Annotated in this window: 20 protein-coding genes; 8 read left to right on the plus strand and 12 right to left on the minus strand. The window is 38.3% G+C overall.

What is annotated here, in order from left to right; translation table 11 throughout:
* Positions 1 to 188 precede the first annotated feature (188 nt).
* Positions 189 to 974, minus strand: a complete 786-nt coding sequence (gene xth, locus CK510_RS01230) for an exodeoxyribonuclease III (protein ID WP_095719950.1) — start codon at positions 972 to 974, stop codon at positions 189 to 191.
* A gap of 536 nt (positions 975 to 1510) precedes the next feature.
* Between xth and CK510_RS01235 the strand changes: the two genes are divergently transcribed.
* The 4 genes from CK510_RS01235 to CK510_RS01250 all read left to right on the plus strand — a co-directional run bounded on the left by CK510_RS01235 (position 1511) and on the right by CK510_RS01250 (position 5886).
* The gene (locus CK510_RS01235) at positions 1511 to 2578 is read left to right on the plus strand and encodes a glycosyltransferase family 4 protein (RefSeq protein WP_095719951.1); all 1068 of its coding nucleotides are present in this window, start codon (positions 1511 to 1513) and stop codon (positions 2576 to 2578) included.
* A gap of 132 nt (positions 2579 to 2710) precedes the next feature.
* Entirely contained in the window at positions 2711 to 2899 is a 189-nt protein-coding gene (locus CK510_RS01240; protein ID WP_095719952.1) for a hypothetical protein, read from the plus strand.
* A gap of 505 nt (positions 2900 to 3404) precedes the next feature.
* Positions 3405 to 4433 (plus strand): zinc-dependent alcohol dehydrogenase, encoded by a 1029-nt coding sequence (locus tag CK510_RS01245; RefSeq protein ID WP_095719953.1) that lies wholly within the window; start codon positions 3405 to 3407, stop codon positions 4431 to 4433.
* Positions 4434 to 4818: 385 nt separating this feature from the next.
* On the plus strand, positions 4819 to 5886 hold the full coding sequence (locus tag CK510_RS01250) for a J domain-containing protein (RefSeq protein ID WP_095719954.1): 1068 nt from the start codon (positions 4819 to 4821) through the stop codon (positions 5884 to 5886).
* A gap of 340 nt (positions 5887 to 6226) precedes the next feature.
* Here CK510_RS01250 and CK510_RS01255 read toward each other — a convergent pair whose 3' ends face one another.
* From CK510_RS01255 to CK510_RS01270, 4 genes are all read right to left on the minus strand, one after another.
* A complete protein-coding gene (locus CK510_RS01255) occupies positions 6227 to 7009 on the minus strand; it encodes a hypothetical protein (protein WP_211293058.1) in 783 nt (260 codons plus the stop codon).
* 10 nt (positions 7010 to 7019) lie between these two features.
* A complete protein-coding gene (locus CK510_RS01260; protein ID WP_095719955.1) occupies positions 7020 to 8003 on the minus strand; it encodes a hypothetical protein in 984 nt (327 codons plus the stop codon).
* Between the two features lie 15 nt (positions 8004 to 8018).
* Positions 8019 to 9722 (minus strand): hypothetical protein, encoded by a 1704-nt coding sequence (locus CK510_RS01265; protein ID WP_095719956.1) that lies wholly within the window; start codon positions 9720 to 9722, stop codon positions 8019 to 8021.
* Between the two features lie 193 nt (positions 9723 to 9915).
* The gene (locus CK510_RS01270) at positions 9916 to 10338 is read right to left on the minus strand and encodes a hypothetical protein (RefSeq protein WP_095719957.1); all 423 of its coding nucleotides are present in this window, start codon (positions 10336 to 10338) and stop codon (positions 9916 to 9918) included.
* Between the two features lie 379 nt (positions 10339 to 10717).
* Between CK510_RS01270 and CK510_RS01275 the strand changes: the two genes are divergently transcribed.
* Positions 10718 to 11302: a hypothetical protein gene (locus CK510_RS01275; protein ID WP_095719958.1), complete on the plus strand. Its 585-nt coding sequence runs from the start codon at positions 10718 to 10720 to the stop codon at positions 11300 to 11302.
* Between the two features lie 70 nt (positions 11303 to 11372).
* On the opposite strand, the gene CK510_RS01280 is transcribed toward CK510_RS01275, so the two are convergent.
* The 6 genes from CK510_RS01280 to hemW form a co-directional block, all read right to left on the minus strand.
* Positions 11373 to 11720 (minus strand): Dethiobiotin synthetase, encoded by a 348-nt coding sequence (locus CK510_RS01280; RefSeq protein WP_095719959.1) that lies wholly within the window; start codon positions 11718 to 11720, stop codon positions 11373 to 11375.
* Between the two features lie 64 nt (positions 11721 to 11784).
* Positions 11785 to 13248 carry a RecQ family ATP-dependent DNA helicase gene (locus CK510_RS01285; RefSeq protein WP_095719960.1) on the minus strand — a complete coding sequence of 488 codons (1464 nt, stop codon included), beginning with the start codon at positions 13246 to 13248 and terminating at the stop codon, positions 11785 to 11787.
* Positions 13249 to 14070: 822 nt separating this feature from the next.
* Positions 14071 to 15207, minus strand: coding sequence for a DNA-processing protein DprA (gene dprA / locus CK510_RS01290; protein WP_095719961.1), 1137 nt, complete (start codon positions 15205 to 15207; stop codon positions 14071 to 14073).
* 163 nt (positions 15208 to 15370) lie between these two features.
* Positions 15371 to 16537, minus strand: a complete 1167-nt coding sequence (locus tag CK510_RS01295) for a ParB/RepB/Spo0J family partition protein (RefSeq protein ID WP_095719962.1) — start codon at positions 16535 to 16537, stop codon at positions 15371 to 15373.
* On the minus strand, positions 16538 to 17335 hold the full coding sequence (locus CK510_RS01300) for a ParA family protein (RefSeq protein WP_095719963.1): 798 nt from the start codon (positions 17333 to 17335) through the stop codon (positions 16538 to 16540).
* A 318-nt stretch (positions 17336 to 17653) separates the two neighbouring features.
* Positions 17654 to 18853: a radical SAM family heme chaperone HemW gene (gene hemW, locus CK510_RS01305; RefSeq protein ID WP_095719964.1), complete on the minus strand. Its 1200-nt coding sequence runs from the start codon at positions 18851 to 18853 to the stop codon at positions 17654 to 17656.
* A gap of 342 nt (positions 18854 to 19195) precedes the next feature.
* Here hemW and CK510_RS01310 point away from each other — a divergent pair, with 342 nt between their 5' ends.
* Positions 19196 to 20272 carry a PIN/TRAM domain-containing protein gene (locus tag CK510_RS01310; RefSeq protein ID WP_095719965.1) on the plus strand — a complete coding sequence of 359 codons (1077 nt, stop codon included), beginning with the start codon at positions 19196 to 19198 and terminating at the stop codon, positions 20270 to 20272.
* Between the two features lie 319 nt (positions 20273 to 20591).
* Positions 20592 to 21056 carry a hypothetical protein gene (locus CK510_RS01315; RefSeq protein ID WP_095719977.1) on the plus strand — a complete coding sequence of 155 codons (465 nt, stop codon included), beginning with the start codon at positions 20592 to 20594 and terminating at the stop codon, positions 21054 to 21056.
* Positions 21057 to 21197: 141 nt separating this feature from the next.
* On the opposite strand, the gene CK510_RS01320 is transcribed toward CK510_RS01315, so the two are convergent.
* On the minus strand, positions 21198 to 22382 hold the full coding sequence (locus CK510_RS01320; RefSeq protein ID WP_095719966.1) for a SprT-like family protein: 1185 nt from the start codon (positions 22380 to 22382) through the stop codon (positions 21198 to 21200).
* On the opposite strand from CK510_RS01320, the gene CK510_RS01325 reads away from it, so the two are divergent.
* Positions 22381 to 22674 (plus strand): hypothetical protein, encoded by a 294-nt coding sequence (locus tag CK510_RS01325; RefSeq protein ID WP_095719967.1) that lies wholly within the window; start codon positions 22381 to 22383, stop codon positions 22672 to 22674. The genes CK510_RS01320 and CK510_RS01325 overlap by 2 nt on opposite strands.

Below are 22674 nucleotides of genomic sequence, written 5' to 3' on the forward strand. Positions count from 1 at the left end.
TCCAAAATTCACCCCGCGATTTTCCGCCAAAGTGCATGGATTTTGAGCCTTTAAATCCCATAACCTTGCACTTGTTTACCTTCAAAATGGTTAAAACTCATATTTGGCAAAGGTTATAGCTTTATTCAGCAAGCCCTAAGTAAGTTAGCGTTGTCGGTTTTTGTTTTGTTAAATAATAAATTAAATAATTAAAATTCGACAATTACTGGTGTGTGATCGCTGGGTTTTTCTAATTTTCTGGGTTCGATATCAATAACGCAACTGATTGCCTTTTTGTACAATTCAGGTGTTAAATAATGATGATCGATGCGCCAACCTCGATTTCGAGAAAATGCCATTGTCCGATAATCCCACCAGCTAAAATGCTCCCCTTCCTCTGTAAATTTGCGGAATGCATCGGCAAATCCTAATTCCAGCAATTCCTTGAGTGCCTGACGCTCGGCATCGGAAGACATTATATGATTTTTGATACTGCTGACTTTTTCATGAATATCTCTGTCTTCAAGGGCAATATTAAAGTCACCACACATGCAAATATTCGGTGTTGTTGACAATAAAGTTTGGAGATATTTGTGTAGCAGGTTTAGCCAACCAAGTTTATATTTATACTTCTCACTATCAATCTCAGAACCATTCGGTACGTAGAGATTCAGGATTCTTACGCCATCGATGATACCCGTAATTATCCGCTTTTGCTCATCCCATCCCGGTTCAATGTCAGGTAATATACTCGCGAAACCCGTAGTTACTTGTTCGAGTGGTTTTTTACTAAGCAAAGCAACCCCATTATAGGATTTTTGACCATATATGTAGATGTTATAGCCTAACGCTTCCAAGCCAGTGTGGGGAAAATCTGCATCAACTACCTTAGTTTCCTGCAAGCAAAGCACATCCACAGGATTCTGTTGCAACCAATTTGTCACATGCTCCAAGCGCGATCGCACTGAGTTTACATTCCAAGAAGCTATTTTCATTTATTTGGTTTGTGGTTGGTGGTTTTTAGTGCGTTAAGCTTCCCTTATCGCAACTTTGATTGACCCAAAACATGATATCGGGAAAACGTCAATTATTGAAACCACCAAATATCTAAATTCAACACACAATTCAATCCAATAGCTCCGGTAAGCCGTTTTTTGTGTGATGCGATATGTCTTAGTCTCATCTTTTGCCCTAGAAACATTAAGAAATTATTATCTAAAGAATCAAATTTAATATCTTTCACTACAAAATAAAAGTAGTTTCCTATGATCCCAAGGATAGATGAAGCTACATCATAGTTGGGTGTATCTTAATGGATGTTGTTACCCAATGACAAATACTGGTTAGCTAATTTTAGTTGCTGTCAATTTGTCAAGTACGGTTAACAAGAATATCCTTATTTCGATAACCGACCTGATTGATGTAAACTTCGGATAGATGAGTATATTTACTCTATCAACTAAATTCTGTTTAATTCTGATGTAAATCGGAAGATACAGGGCTTTTTACCTGCTGAACCAAAAAACAAGTTATGAAAATCGCTCAAGTCGCCCCCTTATGGGAACGAGTTCCACCCCCAACTTATGGAGGAATCGAACTGGTGGTGAGTCACCTAGCCGATGAATTAGTACGTCGTGGTCACGATGTTACTTTGTTCGCGTCAGGAGATTCGCAAACACTGGCAAAGTTGGAAGCTGTTTGTCCCCGTGCATTGCGTTTAGACCCTAATTTTCGGGAATATTCGGTGTACGAAACCCTCGAACTTAGCCAAGTGTACCAACGCGCTGCGGAATTCGATATTATTCACTCCCATGTAGGGGTAACGGCATTAGCTTTGGCTAACTTTGTACCAACACCAACGGTACATACTCTGCACGGTAGCTTCAACAACGAAAACAAGAATGTTTACAGCCACCATCACAAGCAGTCTTTTATTAGTATTAGCAATGCCCAACGTCAGGTAGACCTGAACTATGTTGATACAGTTTACAACGGTATTGACCCCGGTAGTTACCAATTTTTTGCTAAACCTCAAGAGCCAGCTTATTTGGCATTTTTAGGTAGATTCTCGCCAGAAAAAGGACCCCACCATGCGATCGCGATCGCGAAAAAAACAGGTTGGCGATTGAAAATGGCAGGGAAAGTTGATGTTGTTGATGCAGAGTTCTTTGAACGGGAAATAGCACCCCACATAGACGGCAAGCAAATCGAGTTTCTTGGTGAAATCGATAATGTGCAGAAAGCGGAACTTTTAGGAAATGCTGCGATCGCACTTTTTCCAATTACTTGGCGAGAACCATTCGGTTTGGTAATGATTGAAGCAATGGCAGCTGGCACACCAGTAATCGCGATGAGTATGGGTGCTGTTCCAGAGGTTATTGCCCACGGTGAAACAGGTTTTGTCTGTCAAAGTTATGAGGAAATGGCTGAGATGATTCCTCGTGCATTGGAACTTAACCGTCGTCAATGTCGCCAGCATGTAGAAAATAATTTTAGCGTTGCCCAGATGGTAAATGGGTACGAGCAAGTTTACCAGAAAATGATTCAACAGCGAATTAGTCAGAATGGTCATCTTCATGCTGCTAAAATCACGTTTTAGTAATTAGGTGAATTAATGGCTTTCAGCACATTGAATTGACGCATATTTAGAAATTGGTAAATCTTTGATTTCCTTTTACAGGGGGAAATGCATTGATTGGAAACAGAAACACACACACAATAGTACAATGGTATGAGTATGAGAGCCAGTAGTTGCCCTTGTTGCGGTAGTTCTGAGCTATTGCGTCACGTTCGTCACGATCAGATTTATTGGTTTTGTCAATCCTGCCGTCAAGAAGTTTCGTTGTTAAGTGTCAATCGGGTTGCTGGAGTAGGAGCGATAAATACAGGTACGATTCCTCAACCAGCAGTTAAAGCTTAAATCTCATCTAACCCGCTTACTGAAGCTCTGCTATGAGTTCCCGACTTATAAAAACCCTAGACTAATCTAAATTTAAAAAGTTCCGTTGCTCTGCCTGATAAAATCATGTGGAGCTAATTTATATATGTTTGGGTTGGGGATTGGGGATTGGTATTACACTTATCCCTGATATTGTAAGGGCGAACGGCCGTTCGCCCCTACTAGCTTGGCGGATTGAACCGGGTTTCTCCAATTATCGAATGCTTGAGGTTGTCGCGTAGGGTGAGAAAGTGAGGCAGTGCTTTGCGAGGGTTCCCCTCGTTGTAGCAACTGCCGGGGTTTCTGGGTTTATCCCAATGACTAAAGATTTCGCACGGGGGAGAAACCCAATTTCCTGAGTTTTTCTGACTGCAATAAGCTTGACTCTCAAGACAGTCGCTACAAATAATTGTATATTAATAATTCCTAATTCCTAATTCCTAATTCCTAACTCCTAACTTCCATTAATATACTAGAGGTTTCTGATTTGCTGGCAGCTGTACTTTACGATCGCGAAAATTTATCTCTCGAACAAGTTGCCGATCCGACTCCAGCAGTAGGTGAAGTCGTAATTAAAGTTGGTGCAGCTACGACTTGTGGAACTGATTTAAAGGTATGGCGACGGGGAGGACATGCGAAAATGCTTAAACCCCCAACTTTATTTGGACATGAGGCTGCTGGAGAAATTGTTGCTGTTGGAGAAGGTGTAACTAATTGGAAAATAGGCGATCGCGTTGTGGCAAATAATTCTGCACCATGCATGAAATGTTATTTTTGTCAACGGGAAGAATATTCGCTTTGCCCAAATTTAACTTGGAATAATGGTACTTTTGCAGAGTATTTGAGGATTCCCGCACCGATTGTTGAGCATAATTTATTGTTGCTTGCCGATGATTTAGCTTACGAATTAGCGGCAATGACCGAACCTTTGGCTTGTGTGTTGCATGGGGTAGCGCGTTCTGGTGTCAAACCTGGGGATAGGGTGGTTTTGTTGGGTGATGGTGCGATTGGGTTGATGTTTGTGGCTAAGTTAGCACGCGATCGCAATGTGGAAGTATTGGTTTTTGGTGGTAGCGATCGAAGGTTGGAAATAGCGAAGAAACTTGGTGCTAGTCAGACTTTTAACTATCGGCAAATTCCAGATATCCCCAGTGTAGTCAAGGAATTAACCGATGGATTAGGTGCGGATATTGCGATTGAAGCAACTGGTATACCTAGCGTTTGGGAAACTGCGATTAATTGCGTTCGTCCAGGTGCTACAGTAAATTTATTTGGTGGCTGTCCCAAAAATACGACAATTAATCTAAATACTGAGCTATTGCATTACAGCGAACTGACTTTAAAAGGTGTTTTTCACAACACACCATATTTTGTCCGTCAAGCACTACAACTTATTGCCAGTCGCCAGATTGCTTTTGAATTATTGATTAGCGAACATCGTCCCTTAACCGATTTAGAAAAAGTATTCGTAGATATGCGGGAACGTCAAGTTATTAAAGTTGCAATTAATCCGTGAGAAGAGATAAACAGAAGATAGGAAAATATATTAAGTTTTGATGTGAAACTGTAACTTTTGTACGGTTTTCTGGCATTCTAGTCTTTACTCATTAAATTAAAAAATTAACCTCATAAATCAAGACGATTCAGTTAAAGCTTGACTATTCAACTTTTTTAACCGCCATAGACGCGGAGTACCCTAAGGAAAAGAAAGAAAAATGCTTAACTGAAACTTTGTTGTCTTATAAATTAATTGGGTTTTTAGGTATTTAATTTAGGTATTTAATTATGCCGAAATGATTACTTAATAAATTCTTAATTTTCTATCCTCTTTTTGTAAAAAAAATACTAAGTAATTTCCACTTAACCCTGTAAAGATAGGTACTCGCAAAAATATTAAATTTATGCCTCGTACAAAAACCCCACCATCCAAACGCACTACCGCAACAACTCTAGCACCTTCCGAGCTACATTTGCGTATAGAAGGACTTGCAGTCGAACACGAAAAGCTCCTCAAACAAATTAAGAAAAAGCGCAATGAATTAAATAATTTTATCGAACAAATGCGTGTAACTGCTACAGAAATATTTGGACGTGCGACACCAAATTACCAAAAGATAGCCCTTCTCGATCAAGAAATTCATACTTTGTTTAAGGAAATTTTGGAGAAGAAGAAGCTAGGAAAGCAGAGTAAAAAGAAAATAGAGGAGATTTATCGCAGTCTACAATATGCTGGAATTATTAGTCGGAAACCCTTTGATATATTTGAAGATGAAGATTTAGAAGATGATTTTGAAGACTTAGAAAGGGATTTAGAAGACGAGTTTGATTCAACGCGATCGCAGCAGAGTAATTACTATCATCGTCCAGATTCTGAAGCCGAATCTCCTTCAGCAACAAGGAGTGAATCTTCTAAAAAAATCCGCCATATATTTCTTCGATTAGCGGAGATATTTCATCCCGATAAAGCCAAGGATAGTGAGACTCAGAAGCGTCACACTGAGATAATGCAGGAGATTAATAAGGCTTATCAAGAGGGTGATTTGGCGAGACTTTTGGAAATTGAACAACAGTATGAAGTCGGGGAAGAGATTGATAGTAATAGTGAAGATGATTTGAGTCGCAAGTGTTCTAGATTAGAGCAGAATAACAAAATATTGAAGACTCAATATGAAAGCTTGAAAAAGGAACTTCGAGAAGTTAAAAAGACTCCTGAAGGTGAGATGCTTTCTGATTGTAAGAAAGCTAAAAAGCAGGGAGTTAATCCAGTTGATGAAATCTTGGGTCAATTAGAATCGCAAATCGAAGTTATTTCTGAGATAAGAGATTATGTCAAGGATTTTCAAGAGCAAAAGTTGACAATTAAAGAGTTTTTGGAAGGACCAGAAGTATTGCGTAGTTCGCAACGGGATATGATGGAGGAGTTATTGGAAGAGATGTTGGAAGATTTGGGTGGTGTAATTAGGTTTTAATCGCAGCACAAAATTCTCATACCCACTATTGAGTAGCTCCGCGATAAGCGGAGCCTGATATTGTTGATTTGAGTCAGGGATATGAAGATGCGATACTCCGCAGGAGTGGTCTACTCTTCGAGAAGGGTTTGCCCTATGATCATCGCATCTTGTTGAGTAGGAGTAATTGCAGTGCTATACTCCGCATCGTACATTTATAGGTTAAAAACAGGATTATATTTAGTCCTGGTTAAGATTGGGAGCATCCACTTTTGTAAGAAACATAATTATTTGACATCATAAACCTTACTATATGGTGTGTCTATAAAAGCCTATCCGCAAAAAAAAGTGGATGCTCCCGTTAAGATTTAGGTTTTAGCCATAACAATATGTTTGGTTTTAACCAAAATAATGTAAATGAAATAATAACTAACAGACTTATAAATCCAATTAATAATATTAGATTATTATCCGTGGGACTATCCTCACCTGGGTCAACGGGAAAGTTGTAATCTTCCCAATCCTCCCCTTTCACTAAATTGGACAAACCTCTCCATACACCAAATTCTTTCAGAGTTGCTTCTGGCTTAATACCAGTAACTACTATTAATAGTTGGTTTTCAAACTTTGGTAAGCAGCGTTCTTCAAGCTCAAATGCTAAATCTTCCCTCAAAGCTTGATTATTATTGCCAATTTTCCTTTCAGATTTAACAGGAAACTTTTCAACTTTGCCTACTTCTACTCCTAATTTTCTAATAGCATCGAAATCTGTTTTAAATTCATTTTCATTTTCACTGAATGTTATAGCTTTATCAATATCATTCTGTAGTATATCACGTAAGATATTAACTGTTAAAGCTCGTAAAGATTGCTCATTCTCCTCAGATTCTTCACATATCCATAGTACCGAATTACGAATTACTCTACCTCTAAAATCTCTTCTTTCTTTTGATTTAAGACCGGTTACAAGTAAAAATAATTTTTCACTATGACGACCTAAAACGATAGAAGGAGATTCACCTTGAATTAAATTATAAACATTACTTTCTCTCAATATATTAGGTGCTGCTAGATTTGGTGTTTCTCCTTGCCAGCGATAGTCAAAATCCTGAGAAGAGCCTCTACTTTGTACGTAAATTTCCATAAATTCCTTTTTAGTTAATTTTTAACAAATTCTCACCTTGAAGAACCGCAAAACCATTAGTGTTTTTACAACCACTTACAAATTCAGTTGCAGCTTCCTTTAAATGTGAATCTAGACCAAATACAGAGCGTAAAAAACTAAATATTCCAAAACTATTAGACTCCTTTTCAAAATGAAGTTTTAGAATAAATCGTAATAAATATCTTAGTGGTTGTTCGCTATCTTTAGGGCTATACTCCGCATCATGACTTGTTTTATGAAAACGAAAATGCGGGGTATTATTCCCATTCATGTCAATTCTAGAAAACACAACACTACCAACGGTTTGTATAGGAGTTACAACTGTTGCTATTTTACTTTGCAAACTTTCTGAATTAAGTAAGTCGATTAGATTTGCATATCCATCTTTAAGACGCAGTAAAAGTTCTTTGGCTGATGCTTCATTCTGTAAATATTTTTCACATTTAACAGGTGCGAATATAACTAGTTTTGGTGAATCTAGCTCTTGGTATGCATTTCTAAATAAGTTTGTTATTTGTGTTGGTCTATTAATCATGTCATGCCATTTGCCTTTTTGTTCCATCAAAGCAGGTGCGTCAACTGCTATCAAAACTGCAACACACTCTTTGAGAAGTTTACTTACAAACTTTTTTCTTTCTGGGGAGGTTTTTGCCGCATGATAACCACCAGGATAGTCTTGAAAGTTTAATTGTAGTGAAGGTTTATGACCTTTTTTTCCAAGTCCAAAAATAAATGAGCGTAATGCATCCGGTTCCCCTTCTGTTCCTTGAATTCCTCCTGTTGCTTCAAAAGTATCCATTAAAGTTTTTAATTCTATTAATTTCTCTTGCAAAATTGCTGAACTTTCTTCATCTGGTGTAAGTTGAAGGTTCGTTTTACCAATATTACTTTCAAACTGCTCATACATTGCAGTCAATAAAGTTGTTTTACCAACGCCACTTGGACCAAGCATTGTTATTTTTAGTTCGTGCATTTTAGTGTCCCTAATTTATGAATTTAAAAATTGTATTGACTCGCAATTATTAACACTAATTACTTTTTCAAGTGCTTCTAACCAGTTTCGTCGAAGTTTGGAACTTCCTTCTAACTGTACAAATTCATTTTTCCAAATTTCCGAACGAAATTCTTCAAAGAAAATGTACCATTCACTTTTTGCCTTTTCTGCACGTAGTATCCTGTCAACAAATTCTTCAACTATTGCAAATGCAGCTTGACTTGGTTCACACATCAAATCTTCAAGTGCTGTTTCGCACCTATATAAAGCTTCTCCGTGGAGGGTTTTGAGATTGGTTAAAATTTCTTGAGCAGAAGGACTATTAGAAAGCTTTAGTAAAGTTTCATCTGGAGTTAATCCATCTAAATGTTTACGAATGCGGTGTTGAACAAGTCCACGATAAGAAATATCAAATTCTGCGATAATTTGAAAACCATACTTAATTTCTTCAAGAGTATCGGGAATTAGGTTACTAATCTGATTCCAAAATCTATCGCTGGATGTTTCTATTAACTCTCCCAAACGTCCTTGTTCAATTAATATGCTTACAATTTGTGATTTAACACGCAAGAGAGATTTTTTTAATCCCTCATCCAATGATAAAAACTGTTTTGACAAATAAGTACGAACTTCGTTCAAATACTGGTAGTATGCGTTGGGGTATCCACCAACCTCATTTCGCCGTTTCTCTATTTGCTCAATATCAGGAATACCTGTATTCTTTAGGCAAGCTTGAACAGCAGTATTCACTTCCTGTTTAAAATCTATATCTTGTTCGTTACGTTGCGATCGCAATTCGCTTAACTGGTTTTCTAAACCATTACTGAGATTTTCCCAAAGCTCATCAAATAGCTTTAAAAAAAGTGGAAACCACTTTTCTGAGTGCATTACTTTACCTAATGCATTTTGTGCTTTTGTTAAATCCGTACTTATTTGCTTTTGTAAATCTAACAAAACTTCTTGACATTCAAATGCATGTTTTCTATCTAAATTCTCAATATTTTTTGCTAAATAATCGAGAATCAAATCAAACATCTGATTTGATTCTGAAGAATTAGAACAATCTACTACTTCACATTTAATAACTTTAATAGTACCTAAACTCGCTTGCATTTCCTGGCAAGCTTTTAAATTATCAATTCTCTGGCTATTATTTAAAATAATAAATGCCCGATTTGATAAATTATTTAATGCTTTTGCCGCAGTATCATATAGATTTGTATCTTCTGGCTTCCATTGATAGCGTTGGGGGTCTGGTCTACGAATAAATAATACAATATCAACTTCTTTCCCTAAAGTATTCAGCATTAAATCTTCATCACCGAGTTTAGAATCTCCCAACCCAGGAATATCTACAAGTGCAATGTTACCAACATCAGGATTTTTAAATTTACAAAACACTTTTACTTCTCTAACAGCAAGATGTTTAAAAGTTTTTAATTTACCTTGTGTATCACGACGTTGCATGACATATTCCGAAATTTGGTCGCAATGAATTGATATATTTCTAGGGTTTCCAGGTTTTAATAAATCTCGATATTGGCTTAAATTTACATAATAATCATCATGCAAATGATTATACATTTGTTCATTACTTGCACCTCCCGTTTGGATTTGTGGAAATGATGAGGTAGCAAAATCATTTAAACTTAATGGCTTGTGAAGAAAACCTAATTTTTCATAATAAGGATAAATCACTTCTTCTAAAAATGAATCTTCTGAATGTAGAATAACCTCAGCAAAAGTTTCACCTGGATGGTTAAACCTCGTCTACTTTGAGAACTGTAGTTTTCCACAAAGACCTTGAGATTGCTACCCTGCGGGTAGCCACTTTGTGTCTACCTTACGTCGCAATGACGGATTTGAATCTTAAAAAAAACTCCGGGTTTCATCATGGACGAGGTTTAACTATTGTGCTACGAACTGCGGTACAAGCACTACCTTCTAACGCTGGTATCTCATTATCTGTCAGCCCACTCAGACTCTTAAGTAAAGTGCTTTTACCTTGTCCCATCAAACCAACTACACCAATATTGAGAGTCTGACGAGAAAAACGCTCTCTCAAAACTGTTAATTTTTTCGACTCCTCAGTAATTTTGTACTGAAGTGTTGCTAAATCAATTTCTCGCAACCTTCCGACGGTTTCTGCATCATCTACTTGATTAATAATGCGATCGCGGTTTTCTTCAAGTGTTTTAAGTGCCGATTTCAGTGCTTGCAAGTTGCTTTCAACACCTGTGATTTTTTCTGCAAGTGGACGACGTTTTTCAATAATGCTGGTAATTTTTTCTGCACGACTTATGGCTGTATACATAGGAAAATTAGTCTAGCTAGCGAAATTTATATTTGTTTGTTTTCAACAATTTGAAAACAAAAACAACTCAGTAAAATTACTGTTAAATAATTCATCAAAATATGAATATTTACATTTCTCTTTATATATTTCCCAAAAATTGCGAGTAAATAACAGCAGAAGAAGAGATTAACCTAAAAATATAGAGGTGCATGATGTTACACGATTGAAGAACATACAGGTTTATGCTCTCCACTAGAATTTTGTCTTTTGCATTACATTCTTAGCGATATATAAAATTTTGCATTTTTACCCGTTAGATGCAGTGAATTTCCCTAAAAAAGGGAAAACTAAGATTACCCCCATTTGGGGTATCACTGTATAAGTCATAACCAGGAAAATGCTAAAAAAATCTTTACTGTTGCTTTTACCTTTTGCTTTTCTCTTTTTCCCAAGCCAAGCTGACGCACTTCCAGGACAATCGACAGAGGAAGTGGGTTCTTGGATTAAAACCCATCCTACACTGAAACCGAACAGTGGGGAACGCTTCTACATTCAGAAAAGCGACACAGCAGCACAACGCTTCACTTTCCAAGCGTCGGTATTACCTCCCGGTGCTGTTGGGTTTACCAAAGACCGTAGTAATATACGTACTGAACGGTTGGCGATGTATGATTCGATTAATGGGATGAGTTTTGACCGTTTGCAGGAATCACTACGAAGAATCTATAGTCTCGATGTATACCAAGACTTTCAGAATGCTCAGTTAATTTACGAGTATCCCAACCAAAGTGCAATTAATTCTGCGAGATTAGCGAAAACTCCTATCCGTGAAGCATTACGGGGACAGTTAAGATTAGGCGATCGCTATGGCTATTGGATGGAAGTTGCTAAGGGGAAAGGTGGTAAAGCTTATACAGGTCAAATGACCGTATTCCTGAAAAGCGATTTGAATAAATTAGAAGCGGAATTACGAAATAGGTAAATTTGAGGATTGGGGATTAGGTAATTTAAATTATAAATGTTTTTTTATACTATTCTCTATTCCCCATTCTCTAATTGACATTTTGCCAAACACCAGAAAAAATACTTTCACAGGCTGTCCCAATTCTTAATAAATCTTCCTTGAAAAGAGGGGGCCAGTCAATCCCATTTTTACGTCCGATTGTGAATAATTGCTGTGTCTTAATTGTTAGTAAGTATAAAGCATGAGCAAGTTGACGATCTATTGTGTTTGCTTCTTTTAGCCCTTCAAACACTACCTTTAGAGCAAGTAAAATCGAAGTTATTTGACCGGGTACGGCTGGTTTTCCCTGCTGCATTCGTAACAACAGAGTATCTGGGTGTTCTTCCGTTGCGATCGCTTGGTCTAAAAGTATTTTGCGTGCAGTATCGTAATTCATCTTTCTAGATTACCAGGGAATGGGTAATTACTGTATATCTGGAGAGAGGCAATACATCGTGTCTCTAGGTTCGACAATTATCACAATGTCCACAGTGCCAATTATCAGCATTTTGACTAAAGCCAAACCCGTTTAACAGAAACTGCCAGCGACATTGTTTGGTATACAAATATTGGTGCATTTGCTTGGTTGCGTTTAATTGGGGGTTAGATTGCGATCGCGCTTTAGAGGAGTATGGTGTATTTGGATGAATTATATAATTAAATGGGTCTAACCATTTTAATTGATTGTTGCTATGGAGCAGTGACAGAGCTATTGTGCTGTGGGGAAATTTTTGTGCGATCGCATCTATTTGCCCTCGTTTGGGTAGTTTTTTCACAAGTTGCTGTGCAGTTTGTTGCTGTTCACGAATTTTATTCTCAAAAAACTGCTGTCTTTGCTTGTCTTCGTTATCTAACCATCCTGTGGGTTCACTAACTAAAGTAAGTGCATCGCTGGGTTCTCCATCCCTTCCCGCACGTCCAATTTCTTGCACATATTCGGATAATAATAATGGTGCATGAAAATGAACTACCCAACGGACATTTGATTTGTTTATTCCCATCCCAAATGCACTTGTACAAACCACAAATTGAATTTTGTCATTTATCCAACTTGTTTCAATTTCACGCCGTTCTTCTCCACCTAATCCGGCATGGTATGCTGCGGTTTTATAGCCTAATTCTTCTAACCATACAGCTAAATCTTCGCTATCACGACGGGTACGAACATAAACTAAACCTGCTTGCTGAGGTCGATTTTTTATAAACTTTAATAATTGATTTTTTCGACTATTTGGTGTCCAAGCAATGCGAACACTGGGATTGAGATTTGAACGGTAGGGATTGAGGCAAAAAGTTTCTGGTTGTTGTAATTCTAAGACTTTTTGAATTGTTTTTTGAGCGTCAGGGTTAGCAGTGGCAGTAAATGCGGCGATACTGATTTTTGTACCTATTGGTTTTGTCTTTAATAATGTCCTTCTCACTGCTCCCAATCTTCGATATGCAGGACGAAATGTATCACCCCATTGGACGAGACAATGGGCTTCATCTAGTATAATTGCTGTGATATTTAGTTCTGGTTTGCAAAGTCTTTCCCATACGGGAGGACTTAATAAAGTTTCTGGGGAAAGATACAATAAGCGTAATTGCTGATTTTCTAGTAATTGTAATGTTTGTCTTCTTTGAAGTGATGACAATTCGCTGTGTAATAATGCCGCAGGTAATTTTTTTTCGCGCAATTCTTGGACTTGATTTTCCATTAAAGCGACTAATGGAGAAATTACCAGCGTTAACCCTGTTTGAAGTAACGCTGGTAGTTGAAAACAAATCGATTTTCCCCCACCAGTTGGCATTACAATCAATGCATCTTTTCGTGCTAGTAAAGTATGAATTATTTCACTTTGTGGGAAGCGAAAATCTTCATAACCCCAGATATTTTGAAATGTGGCACGGACTTCATGCCAAGATGGAGAGGATAATCGATTCATTTTGGTAGATGCTCCCTTCTCCTTGCACGGATTAGTTTGACTTGAGTATTAATATAACTGTTTACATTTGTTAAATGCTTCAGTAAATTTATTGGTTCTGTTCCTGTTTCAAGTGAATTTCGGCAATTACCAATGTGCCTGGATACCCGTAGAAATATCGTTTGATTCGTAAAGTATGTTCTTTGTTACTTCACATACAGCTTTATAATTAGCTTTTTTTTAATTTTTTAAATCTATTCCTAAGTGTAATCTCAAATTATTTATGTGTAAGCAGAGAAAATACAAAAAATTCCAGATAAAAAAAGTGATTGTGATATGCCGAAGAAACCGGGTTTCTCTTGAACTCAGTACAACTATCTTTGCTACAACACCAATCAAAAATCAGGTTTCTACCTTTACCTAATACTTGATGAAGCGATCGCATTCACCGTAATCTTTACCCAGCCTAAATTTCGGGCGTTTTTGTCAGGTAAGATTTTGAAATAGTGCGAAACGCACAAATCTAGGTTTTATAAGGCTTTGAGAAACGTGGTGAGAAATCCGGCATTTGCGGTTTTTGAGTTGGGGGAGAAATCGGGTTTCTGAGAAAATCATACTAAATGGAGATTTTTCGTGGGGGAAAAACCCGACTTCTTGAGATATGGTTTATTCAATCATTATCTCTGGAAACCAGGTTTCTGCCATCATAATCATGCTTGATGAAGTCAGGTTATCCAGGTTTTCGCGTCGGAGGAGAAATTGGGTTTCTGGGTTTATTCCAACGATTAGAGATTTCCCGTGAGGGAGAAACCCAATTTCTTGAGTTTTTTTGATTGCGATATTTTAAATACGCTGATATCGCATTCCTGGTTGTTGCGAGACTAATCCCATCAGTTCTAGTTGTAATAATGCACTGGAAACTAATCCTGGTTGCATTTCTGTTTGGAGAACGATCGCATCCAAAGACAATAGTTCCGATGAAAGTATTTTGATAACTTTTTCCAGTTCTGGAGCTAAATCTGTGGGGATTTGTTGATGTGTTGGTTCTATTTCAGGTGCTACAAAATCCAACTGAGGAATTGCACCTAGCATCTTTAATAATTCATCAAGTTCTTTGAGAATTGGTATTGCACCTTGGGTAATTAGCTTTAAACAACCTTGCGATCGCACATCATCTATTCTCGCAGGTAATGTATAAACATCACGTCCAAATTCGTTGGCAAAGTCTGCTGTAATTAATGCACCGGATTTTGCAGGTGCTTCCATGACTAATACCGCTCGACACAAACCTGCAATAATCCGATTGCGACGGGGAAAATGGGTGCGATCTGGTGGTGTTTTGCTGGAATATTCGCTAACTACTAACCCTTGCGTGAGAATTTCTTGGTACAGCTTTTGATTTTTGGCTGGGTAAATCACATCAACTCCCGTTCCCAAAGCTGCAATGGTACGTCCACCAGCTTTTAGGGTTGCTGCGTGACTTTCAGTGTCGATTCCTTCTGCTAAACCGGAAACAACCGTAAACCCATTTTTCGCCAACACCGTACTAATTTGTCTCGTCCATTTAATTCCGTATTCGCTGGGTTGACGGGTTCCCACAATCCCCACAAGGGGTGTTTGTCCAAAGTTTTCTTGCAGATCCACTTCACCACGATAATACAAAACCGTGGGAGGACTGGCTGTTTCTAATAGTAAACGCGGGTATTCCTTATCTGCGGGAGTCCAAAAATTTGGGTTTTGAATGAGGTGCTGTGACAGGAATTGTTCTGGATGAATATGATTTTTCTGGAAATTAATTCGTTGGGTTGCTACTTTTTGAATAGTTTGGAAACCAAAACCCTCAACCGCTCCAAACTGCTGATAATTGGCTTCCCACGCAGTTTGCAACGAACCAAAATGTTGATGTAACCGTTGCAGCAATACTGGACCAATCCCCGATATCTGTGACCATGCTAACCAGTATGCACGTTCCTCTGACAATTCCCCATCCTCATTTCATTATCTTTATTGTTCCCAAATTGGGATGGGAAATTGGGAATTTAAGCAAACAACCAATCAATTCGGGCAAATAACCCATAAATTTGGGCAAACAACCGTTTGCCCCTACGGTATTCTCCAACAGAAACTTGAAAAGCAGATAATTTTAATGTATAAATTTCTCAATATCTGCCAACTTTGTAGTTAATAATTCCTTTAATTGCGCCAATTGTTCATTACTAGCTTCAGCTAAAGATGCATCACTTAAAGTACTAATTTTTGCGATCGCGAATTTAATTTCCTTAGATTCTGTTTTTGTCTCAGTTAAATACTTTGCCTTAATTTGATTGATCAGAGCGCGGGTTTCGGGTACGGTTAAATTATTCTTCAATACTTCATCGGTTGCTTTAATCCGCTCTTGTGCCGCAACTTTATCTTCTATACCCAAAACTTTGGCGGATAAAACAGATAGTGCCAGTGCGTGCGCTCCTTTTAAAGTGTGATATTCCCGTAAGGAGTGATTACTATTTAACTCCTCTGGGCAGGCTAACCCAATGCGAATTGCATCCTTTAAATCCTGGGGTAAAAACAACATTGGCATCAAGTTAGCCTTTACTGAAGCCGGATTTAAACCCAATTCCAACAAAGTCAAAAGTATATCTTGTTCATTATTTGTAACAGAGAATGCTTCTAATCCGTTTTTTTGTTCTTCAGCACTCACAGTTACTAGTTTAGTTAATTCCTTTATTTTACCATCGCGTTCAATACGTTTTAATACCGTCGCTAAGATTGTAGAAATTTCCTCTACCTCAAATCCGGTGATTTTAGTAATCTCCTTAATAATAGCTTCAGCTTTATCGAGGGGGTTTAAATCTTCAAACCCCAAGAAAGTTAATAGGGATGACTGGTCTAAATCTTGGGGGGCAGGGACAACAACTGCACGGAGCTTCTCCCAACCTAAAACCTTGGCACCTTCCCAACGTAATTGACCATCAAGTAGGGTGTAGCGACCATTCTCTTGCTGTACTAAAATAACTGGTGCAATCTGCCCATATTTTTTGAGACTTCTGGCTTTGGCTTGAATCGAGGCATTTGTGATGGTCTGACGTGGTTGGTTAGGGTTAGGATCAATTAATACAACATCAATTTCCACTTCCCCCGATGTAGCTTCAAGTTGCGATCGCAGTTTCTCGATTTCTGCTTCGAGTTCGGGTGCAGATGCGGAGCGTAATTGCTCGATTTCTATCTGAAGTTCGGAAATTTTCTTTTCTTGGTCGCTTTTTTGTACTGCACCTTTAAACTTTGTCGAAATTGTCGGTAATGCTTTTGCCATCTACTTATCCCTATTCGCCTTAATTAACTTCACTAAATCATCAACTATTTTCTTAAATTGCTTACATCCCGGATGTCGGGGACGATATTTATGTAATGGTAAACCGTGGGCACTGGCATTTTTAAATTCGTTTGAGGCACGTATCTCTGGATACAGTTTAATCCCTAATTGTTCAGCTATTTCCGGCAACTGCTTCAGATACTGCCTGTGCATGGCAATTCTATCATCGTACATACTCGGCACAAATCCGAGTATTAGCGGACGTGGTTCTAACTGCAACTCATCACTGGTTGTAATCGACCATTCCACCAATTCCGCCGAACCTGCGATCGCTTTCATTTCCAATTGTATCGGTACTAATAAGTGGCTTGCAGCCGCCAGTGCATTCACATTAAGCATCCCCAATGTTGCCGGACAATCTAATATGACTGCATCATGCGATAGGGGATATTTTTTCAACCTATCGGCAAGTACGTATTCGCCCCGCTTCCTAATCACTAAATCATTGGCTACTTCTGCAAGTTGCGGATGTCCCTGACACACTTCTACCTTAAATTCACTCCAAGCTGGGGCAAATATCCAATCACCTTTAAAATCCTTCGATAATACGTTTGCCATTGTCGAAGCTACATCACCCGCTTCTAACCCGCAGAATACGTCCAAAGAACGCTGCGGGTCAAGGTCGAGCATTGCTACTTTATATTTACGTTCACCTAACTCATAAGCGATGTGTGTGGCTAAGGTGCTTTTACCCACCCCTCCGGCATTTGCCAAGATTGCGATAACTACCTGTGCCATAGGACCTTCAAATTGCTGCTACAGGTAATAATATATAGGATTTTTATGTCGGATTTCAAAATATGACATTTTTATTATCTGTTACATTAGACATCTCCGGAAAAGACGTAGAGACGTAGCATTGCTACGCGAATGTGCCGGGACAGAATATTCTCGAAATCTTGCCACGGGGAGTATCCCCGTGGCAAAGTTTCGCGGCAACTTCGCAGTCTCTACAAAGGTTCTGGGTAACGCATAATTAAATTCGGTCATGTCTATTAATAATAAGAAGACATCAAGAAGAAAAGAGAGAAAAACCAAATTATTTTAATTCCATCTCTACAAATCTGTAAATAACTTTGCTAAAACAACATTAGAAAATAAGAACCCTTCTGGGTCGGTAAGTCGCAATCTTCGATCTAAAATTTGATTATCTAAAGTTTGATCTACAACTTTTACCCAACCTTGCAGAAAATATGGTTGCAAAATCCTTAATATCTCTCTTTGCTTCTCTTCTCCAAATACCCGTTTTATCATCTCCAAGCTAATCCCCTCCGCTAACCGCAATCCCAACATCAAAGTATCTAATAATACCTCGTTTTCTGGTGTTATATCACAATCCACCACCGCACCAGCTTCAACCCATGCATAATAATCTTTGGTTTTACGGGGACGATTAAAACGCTTACCATCAACATAACTTGCAGCACCCATCCCAAAAGCGTAATAAGGTCGATTTTCCCAATAAACTCGATTATGTCGGCATTGATGATGCGATCGCGCATAATTAGAAATTTCGTAATGTTCGTACCCAGCCCTAGTTAAGATTTGTTGAGCCATCCGATACATATCTACCGTAGTTTCATCGGTAGGTAAAGGTTTATCTCCCGGTTTATAGTAGCGTCCAAAAGCAGTTCCTGGTTCGATTGTCAAGTCATATATAGATATATGGGTAGGTGCTAATGCGATCGCTTTTTCGAGAGATTCCTGCCACATTTGTAAACTTTGCTTCGGCAAACCCGAAATTAAATCGAGGCTAAATTCGGGTATATTGACTTCACGAATCAAATTTGCTGCTGTGTAAATATCTGCAACATTATGAGAACGACCACATATTTGCAATAATTCTTCCTGAAATGCCTGGACTCCGAAACTAACCCTGGTGACACCAGCATGATGATAGCCTTGGATATGTTCTAAATTAAATGTACCAGGGTCCATTTCCATCGAAATTTCTGCATTAGGCAAGATACCGAACCCCCTTTCTAGGGCTGAAATTATACTTTGTAACTGTTCCGTGGATAGAAGCGAAGGAGTTCCACCACCAAAGAAAATAGTCGTGAATGGTTCACGAATGGTAGATGTAATAGTAGATGTCATGAGAATTTCTTGGCATACCACCTCAACATAATGGGAGATAGCGCTATTATTTTCACCACGTTTGCGATCGCCTACAACCGAAATGGGAAAATCACAATAAAAGCACCGTCTTCGGCAAAATGGAATATGCACGTAAGCACTAGTCGGAGTATTAGTCATGAGGATGATAAATAAAGATTAAGTTCACAATTATTTATGTTCAAAATAATGAAAAGCTAAAGAAGATAAAGAACATAGCTCTTTAGTTATAATGTTTGCAGATACAACCATATTAAACGGCTAGTAAGTAAATACAGTCCCCATAGAGGTGCTTATATATATGACCATTCCCAGATTCATTGTCTCAATCACTTTTGCTCCCAGCTATTGTCCCCCAATAAAACTAAACTAAACTAAACTAAACTAATTTTTATGAATCATTTACGAATCTAATGTGCTGAATGATATAAAAGATACTCAATATTATTGATAAGTTACGGTTGCAGGAAACCAATAGATACCATGCTAGATGCCATTATTATTTTCTCATTCATCCTGGCAGCTGCGGGAGTAGGGTTCTTCAGTACCGATTTACTCCCCGAAGGGACACTGAGTCGAGTTTCAAATCTGGAAGCTTTACGCTTTGTTTTTGCCGTATTTGCTGCCATTATTGGTGGTGCGGTAGGATTGCGGATTCAAACGGGATATCGACGACTGGAAGCTCAAGTTAGGGAAATGCCACTTGAAGTAATTGTAACTCGTGCGATCGGGCTAATCATTGGGTTGCTACTTGCAAACTTAATGCTTGCACCTCTATTTTTGCTGCCCATCCCCTCCGACTTTACCTTTATTAAGCCCTTGGTGGCAGTTGTTGGTTGTATTGTGCTGGCATACACTGGCATGAACTTAGCTGATACTCATGGACGCGGGTTGATGCGTTTTATTAATCCTAGCACTGTCGAATCGCTGGTTGTTGAGGGAACTCTCAAACCTGCTAGTACGAAAGTTTTGGATACTAGTTGCATTATTGATGGACGGATTGAAACACTGCTAGAAACTGGGTTTTTGGAAGGACAAATTATTGTTCCCCAATTTGTTTTGCAGGAGTTACAGCAAGTTGCAGATGCAAGTAAGGATCAAAAACGAGTGCGGGGAAGACGTGGATTGGAAATCCTCAACCGCATCCGAGAAAATTACCCTGAACGGATTCTCATTAATCAATCCGATTATGACGATATTGCAACTGTTGATGCAAAATTGGTGAGATTTACTCAGGAAATTAATGCCACATTGTTAACAAATGATTACAATTTATGCAAAGTTGCCAGTGTTCAAAAAGTGCCAGTATTGAATATTAATGACTTGGTTAATGCTGTTCGTCCAAGTTACTTACCTGGTGATAACATCGATATTAAGGTGCTAAAAGAGGGTAAAGAACCAAGTCAAGGGATAGGTTATCTTGATGATGGTACTATGGTTGTTGTAGAAGAAGGTAGTAGTTACGTTGGTGGTGAGGTTCGAGTTGTTGTCACCAGTGCTTTACAGACTTCCGCAGGTAGGATGATTTTTGCTAAACCTCAAGCATCTGCTTTTGCTTAAGTTTTCTATCAAGAGATTTTTTTGTTTGGAAGTCCCTAACCGTTCTCAGTCTAGTTCTAAATTAATCAAATTTTTCTAACCGATGCAGTTCATAATGTGTCGGTTTATTTATTGATTTGTCTAAACCCGTTCAAATTGAAAACCGTCTTGAAAGTCGAAAAAGAAGAATTGCGATCGCACTACCATATTTAATTATTCGTTACCTGAAACCCTTGTCGTGCCTCCCCATTGCTACGTCTATACATCCATTTTCGGAGATGTCTAAAAAGTTGAGAGTTATATGGTACTATAATATATGGTGCTCCAACTATGGTTTTGGATGAGTAAACAATTAGACAAAGCACTATCTCTCGAAGTCGCACAAACAATCAAAAGTAAATCGAAAAAGCCGTTTGAGAATGCCTACAAAGCCGCATTAGCAACGGAAAGTGCAAATTATGTTCAGGGTTTTTTGGTTGCCATTGGTAAACCATTTCGACCTCTAGAACATGCATGGATTGAAGTAGATGATAAGGTAATCGACCCAAATCTACCACATATTAAAAAAAATGCTGAAGAATTGATGTATTTTTCTGCACAAAGTTTCACTAGGAAAAAATTAAAAGCAATTATCGAAGAATCACAGGAAGATTACCCTGAAGATGATCCTTTGCCTATATATGGCAATGCTCCATATGAGTATTATGGTGATGTCATGTTGGGAGATAAACCATATCTTGACGCTTACCAAGCTGCTGAAGCTAAGTGCAAAGAACTGAATAGAAGTATTGTGGACAGTAATTGAAGTTTATTTTGGAGTGGGAAAAGGAAGTTTTTGCATTTCATGAAATAAAAGCAAATATCCCAACCATAGATTTATCGCTCGTATCATTAGTCAGTAAGGGTGGGAAATACCCCACCCCTACGATTTGCGATTAATATTTTCCTATCGTGAAGCTAATTTGCTTAACCATGCTTCGGCTTCATCATAAAACTTAAATTTACTCTCATCGTGGCGAAAATCTGGTGTGTGAACCATTCTTCTACCATTTACCCACTTTTCACCATGATACTTATGTAGCAATTCATGATATAAAACAAACTCGACAACGAACTCAGGAATTGCGATTTCATCCAAAGTTAAACTAATAACGATTCTATTCCTAGCAGGTTCATAATGCCCAAACTTACGATAAGTCTGAAATTGACTCCACATTAAACGGGGTTTGGTTAATTTAGCCGCAAAATATTCACAGTTGATTTTGTCAAATAATTGATCCAAATTGTAATACTTTCCCTTGCCATCTTCAGTCGCTGTTTCCGTAATCAAATCTAATTCCAATAAAATGTCGCTGTATTCATCCGAACTCGCATATTCACGGATAATTCTTGTATCTTCTTGACTTTTTCCTTGTAGAGAAATTTTAACTAATGCTGTTAATACGTCCTCATTAGCATTAATAAAACCCTCGCTAACGATGAGATTAATATTATTTCCCAGCCAACGACTGCGGTATAAGCCAGAAAGATTAGTTAATTCAACCACATGATTCACAGTTTCATGACCGTAATAACCGCATAAATTCTGAGCAATTAACTTCAGACGCTGTGTAGTCTCTAAATGTAGCTTTAAATTAGCTTCCACAGCCAAAAACTTCATCCAAGCGTAGACTTGTCGAGAAGAACTTGTCAGATTTACTGGGGTTAAATTTTGCTCATGGCATATCTCTTCAATCGCTGCCACAACTCCACTCAGTGTTTTATTCAATTCGTAAGTATCAATATCTTCCAACCTGAAAGACGATGCTAGCCGCAAAATTTCCCATAATATTGACTTTTGGCGAGTCTTAATGTTTTTAATACCTAGTGTTTGCACCTGAGTACGTATGACATGACTCACAGACGAAGGTAGGTTATGTAAATCAATATTCTTCAAAAAATAATATGCCTGACGCGATCGCACTGGCAATTGGTGAGGTGTCATCTTAGCATCAGCACACAAGCTTTCCACAGTCTCGACTGAAGTGAGAACAAATTTCTGGAAAGCGGGCACTTCCGCAGATGCAACTCCTATCTTTAATTGTTCCTGCGCTTTCTGAGCAGCCTTGACTAACCCGCGAATTTGTAGCATGGTTTTTATCATTTGCTGGATGAATTGTACCAAAGTCAAGCGGGAAGGGGAAGGAGGCAACAATTATAAATTTAGTTTTGTCAGTATTTCATTAGACCTGCAAAATCTGATTGTTAATGCCATTAAGTATAATTTACCCAACGGTTGGATCAAAATTCAAGCCTACCAACAGAGTCAAACAGCTTTTATTTGTGTGAGTAACGCTTCTCAGGATATTCTCGACTGCGATCGCGAGAATTTATTCGACCGTTTTTATCGAGGTGATAAAGCGCGATCGCGTATAGTTTGCTGA

The sequence above is a fragment of the Brunnivagina elsteri CCALA 953 genome, assembly GCF_002289455.1.
In the GTDB taxonomy this organism is placed as follows: Bacteria; Cyanobacteriota; Cyanobacteriia; order Cyanobacteriales; family Nostocaceae; genus Brunnivagina; species Brunnivagina elsteri.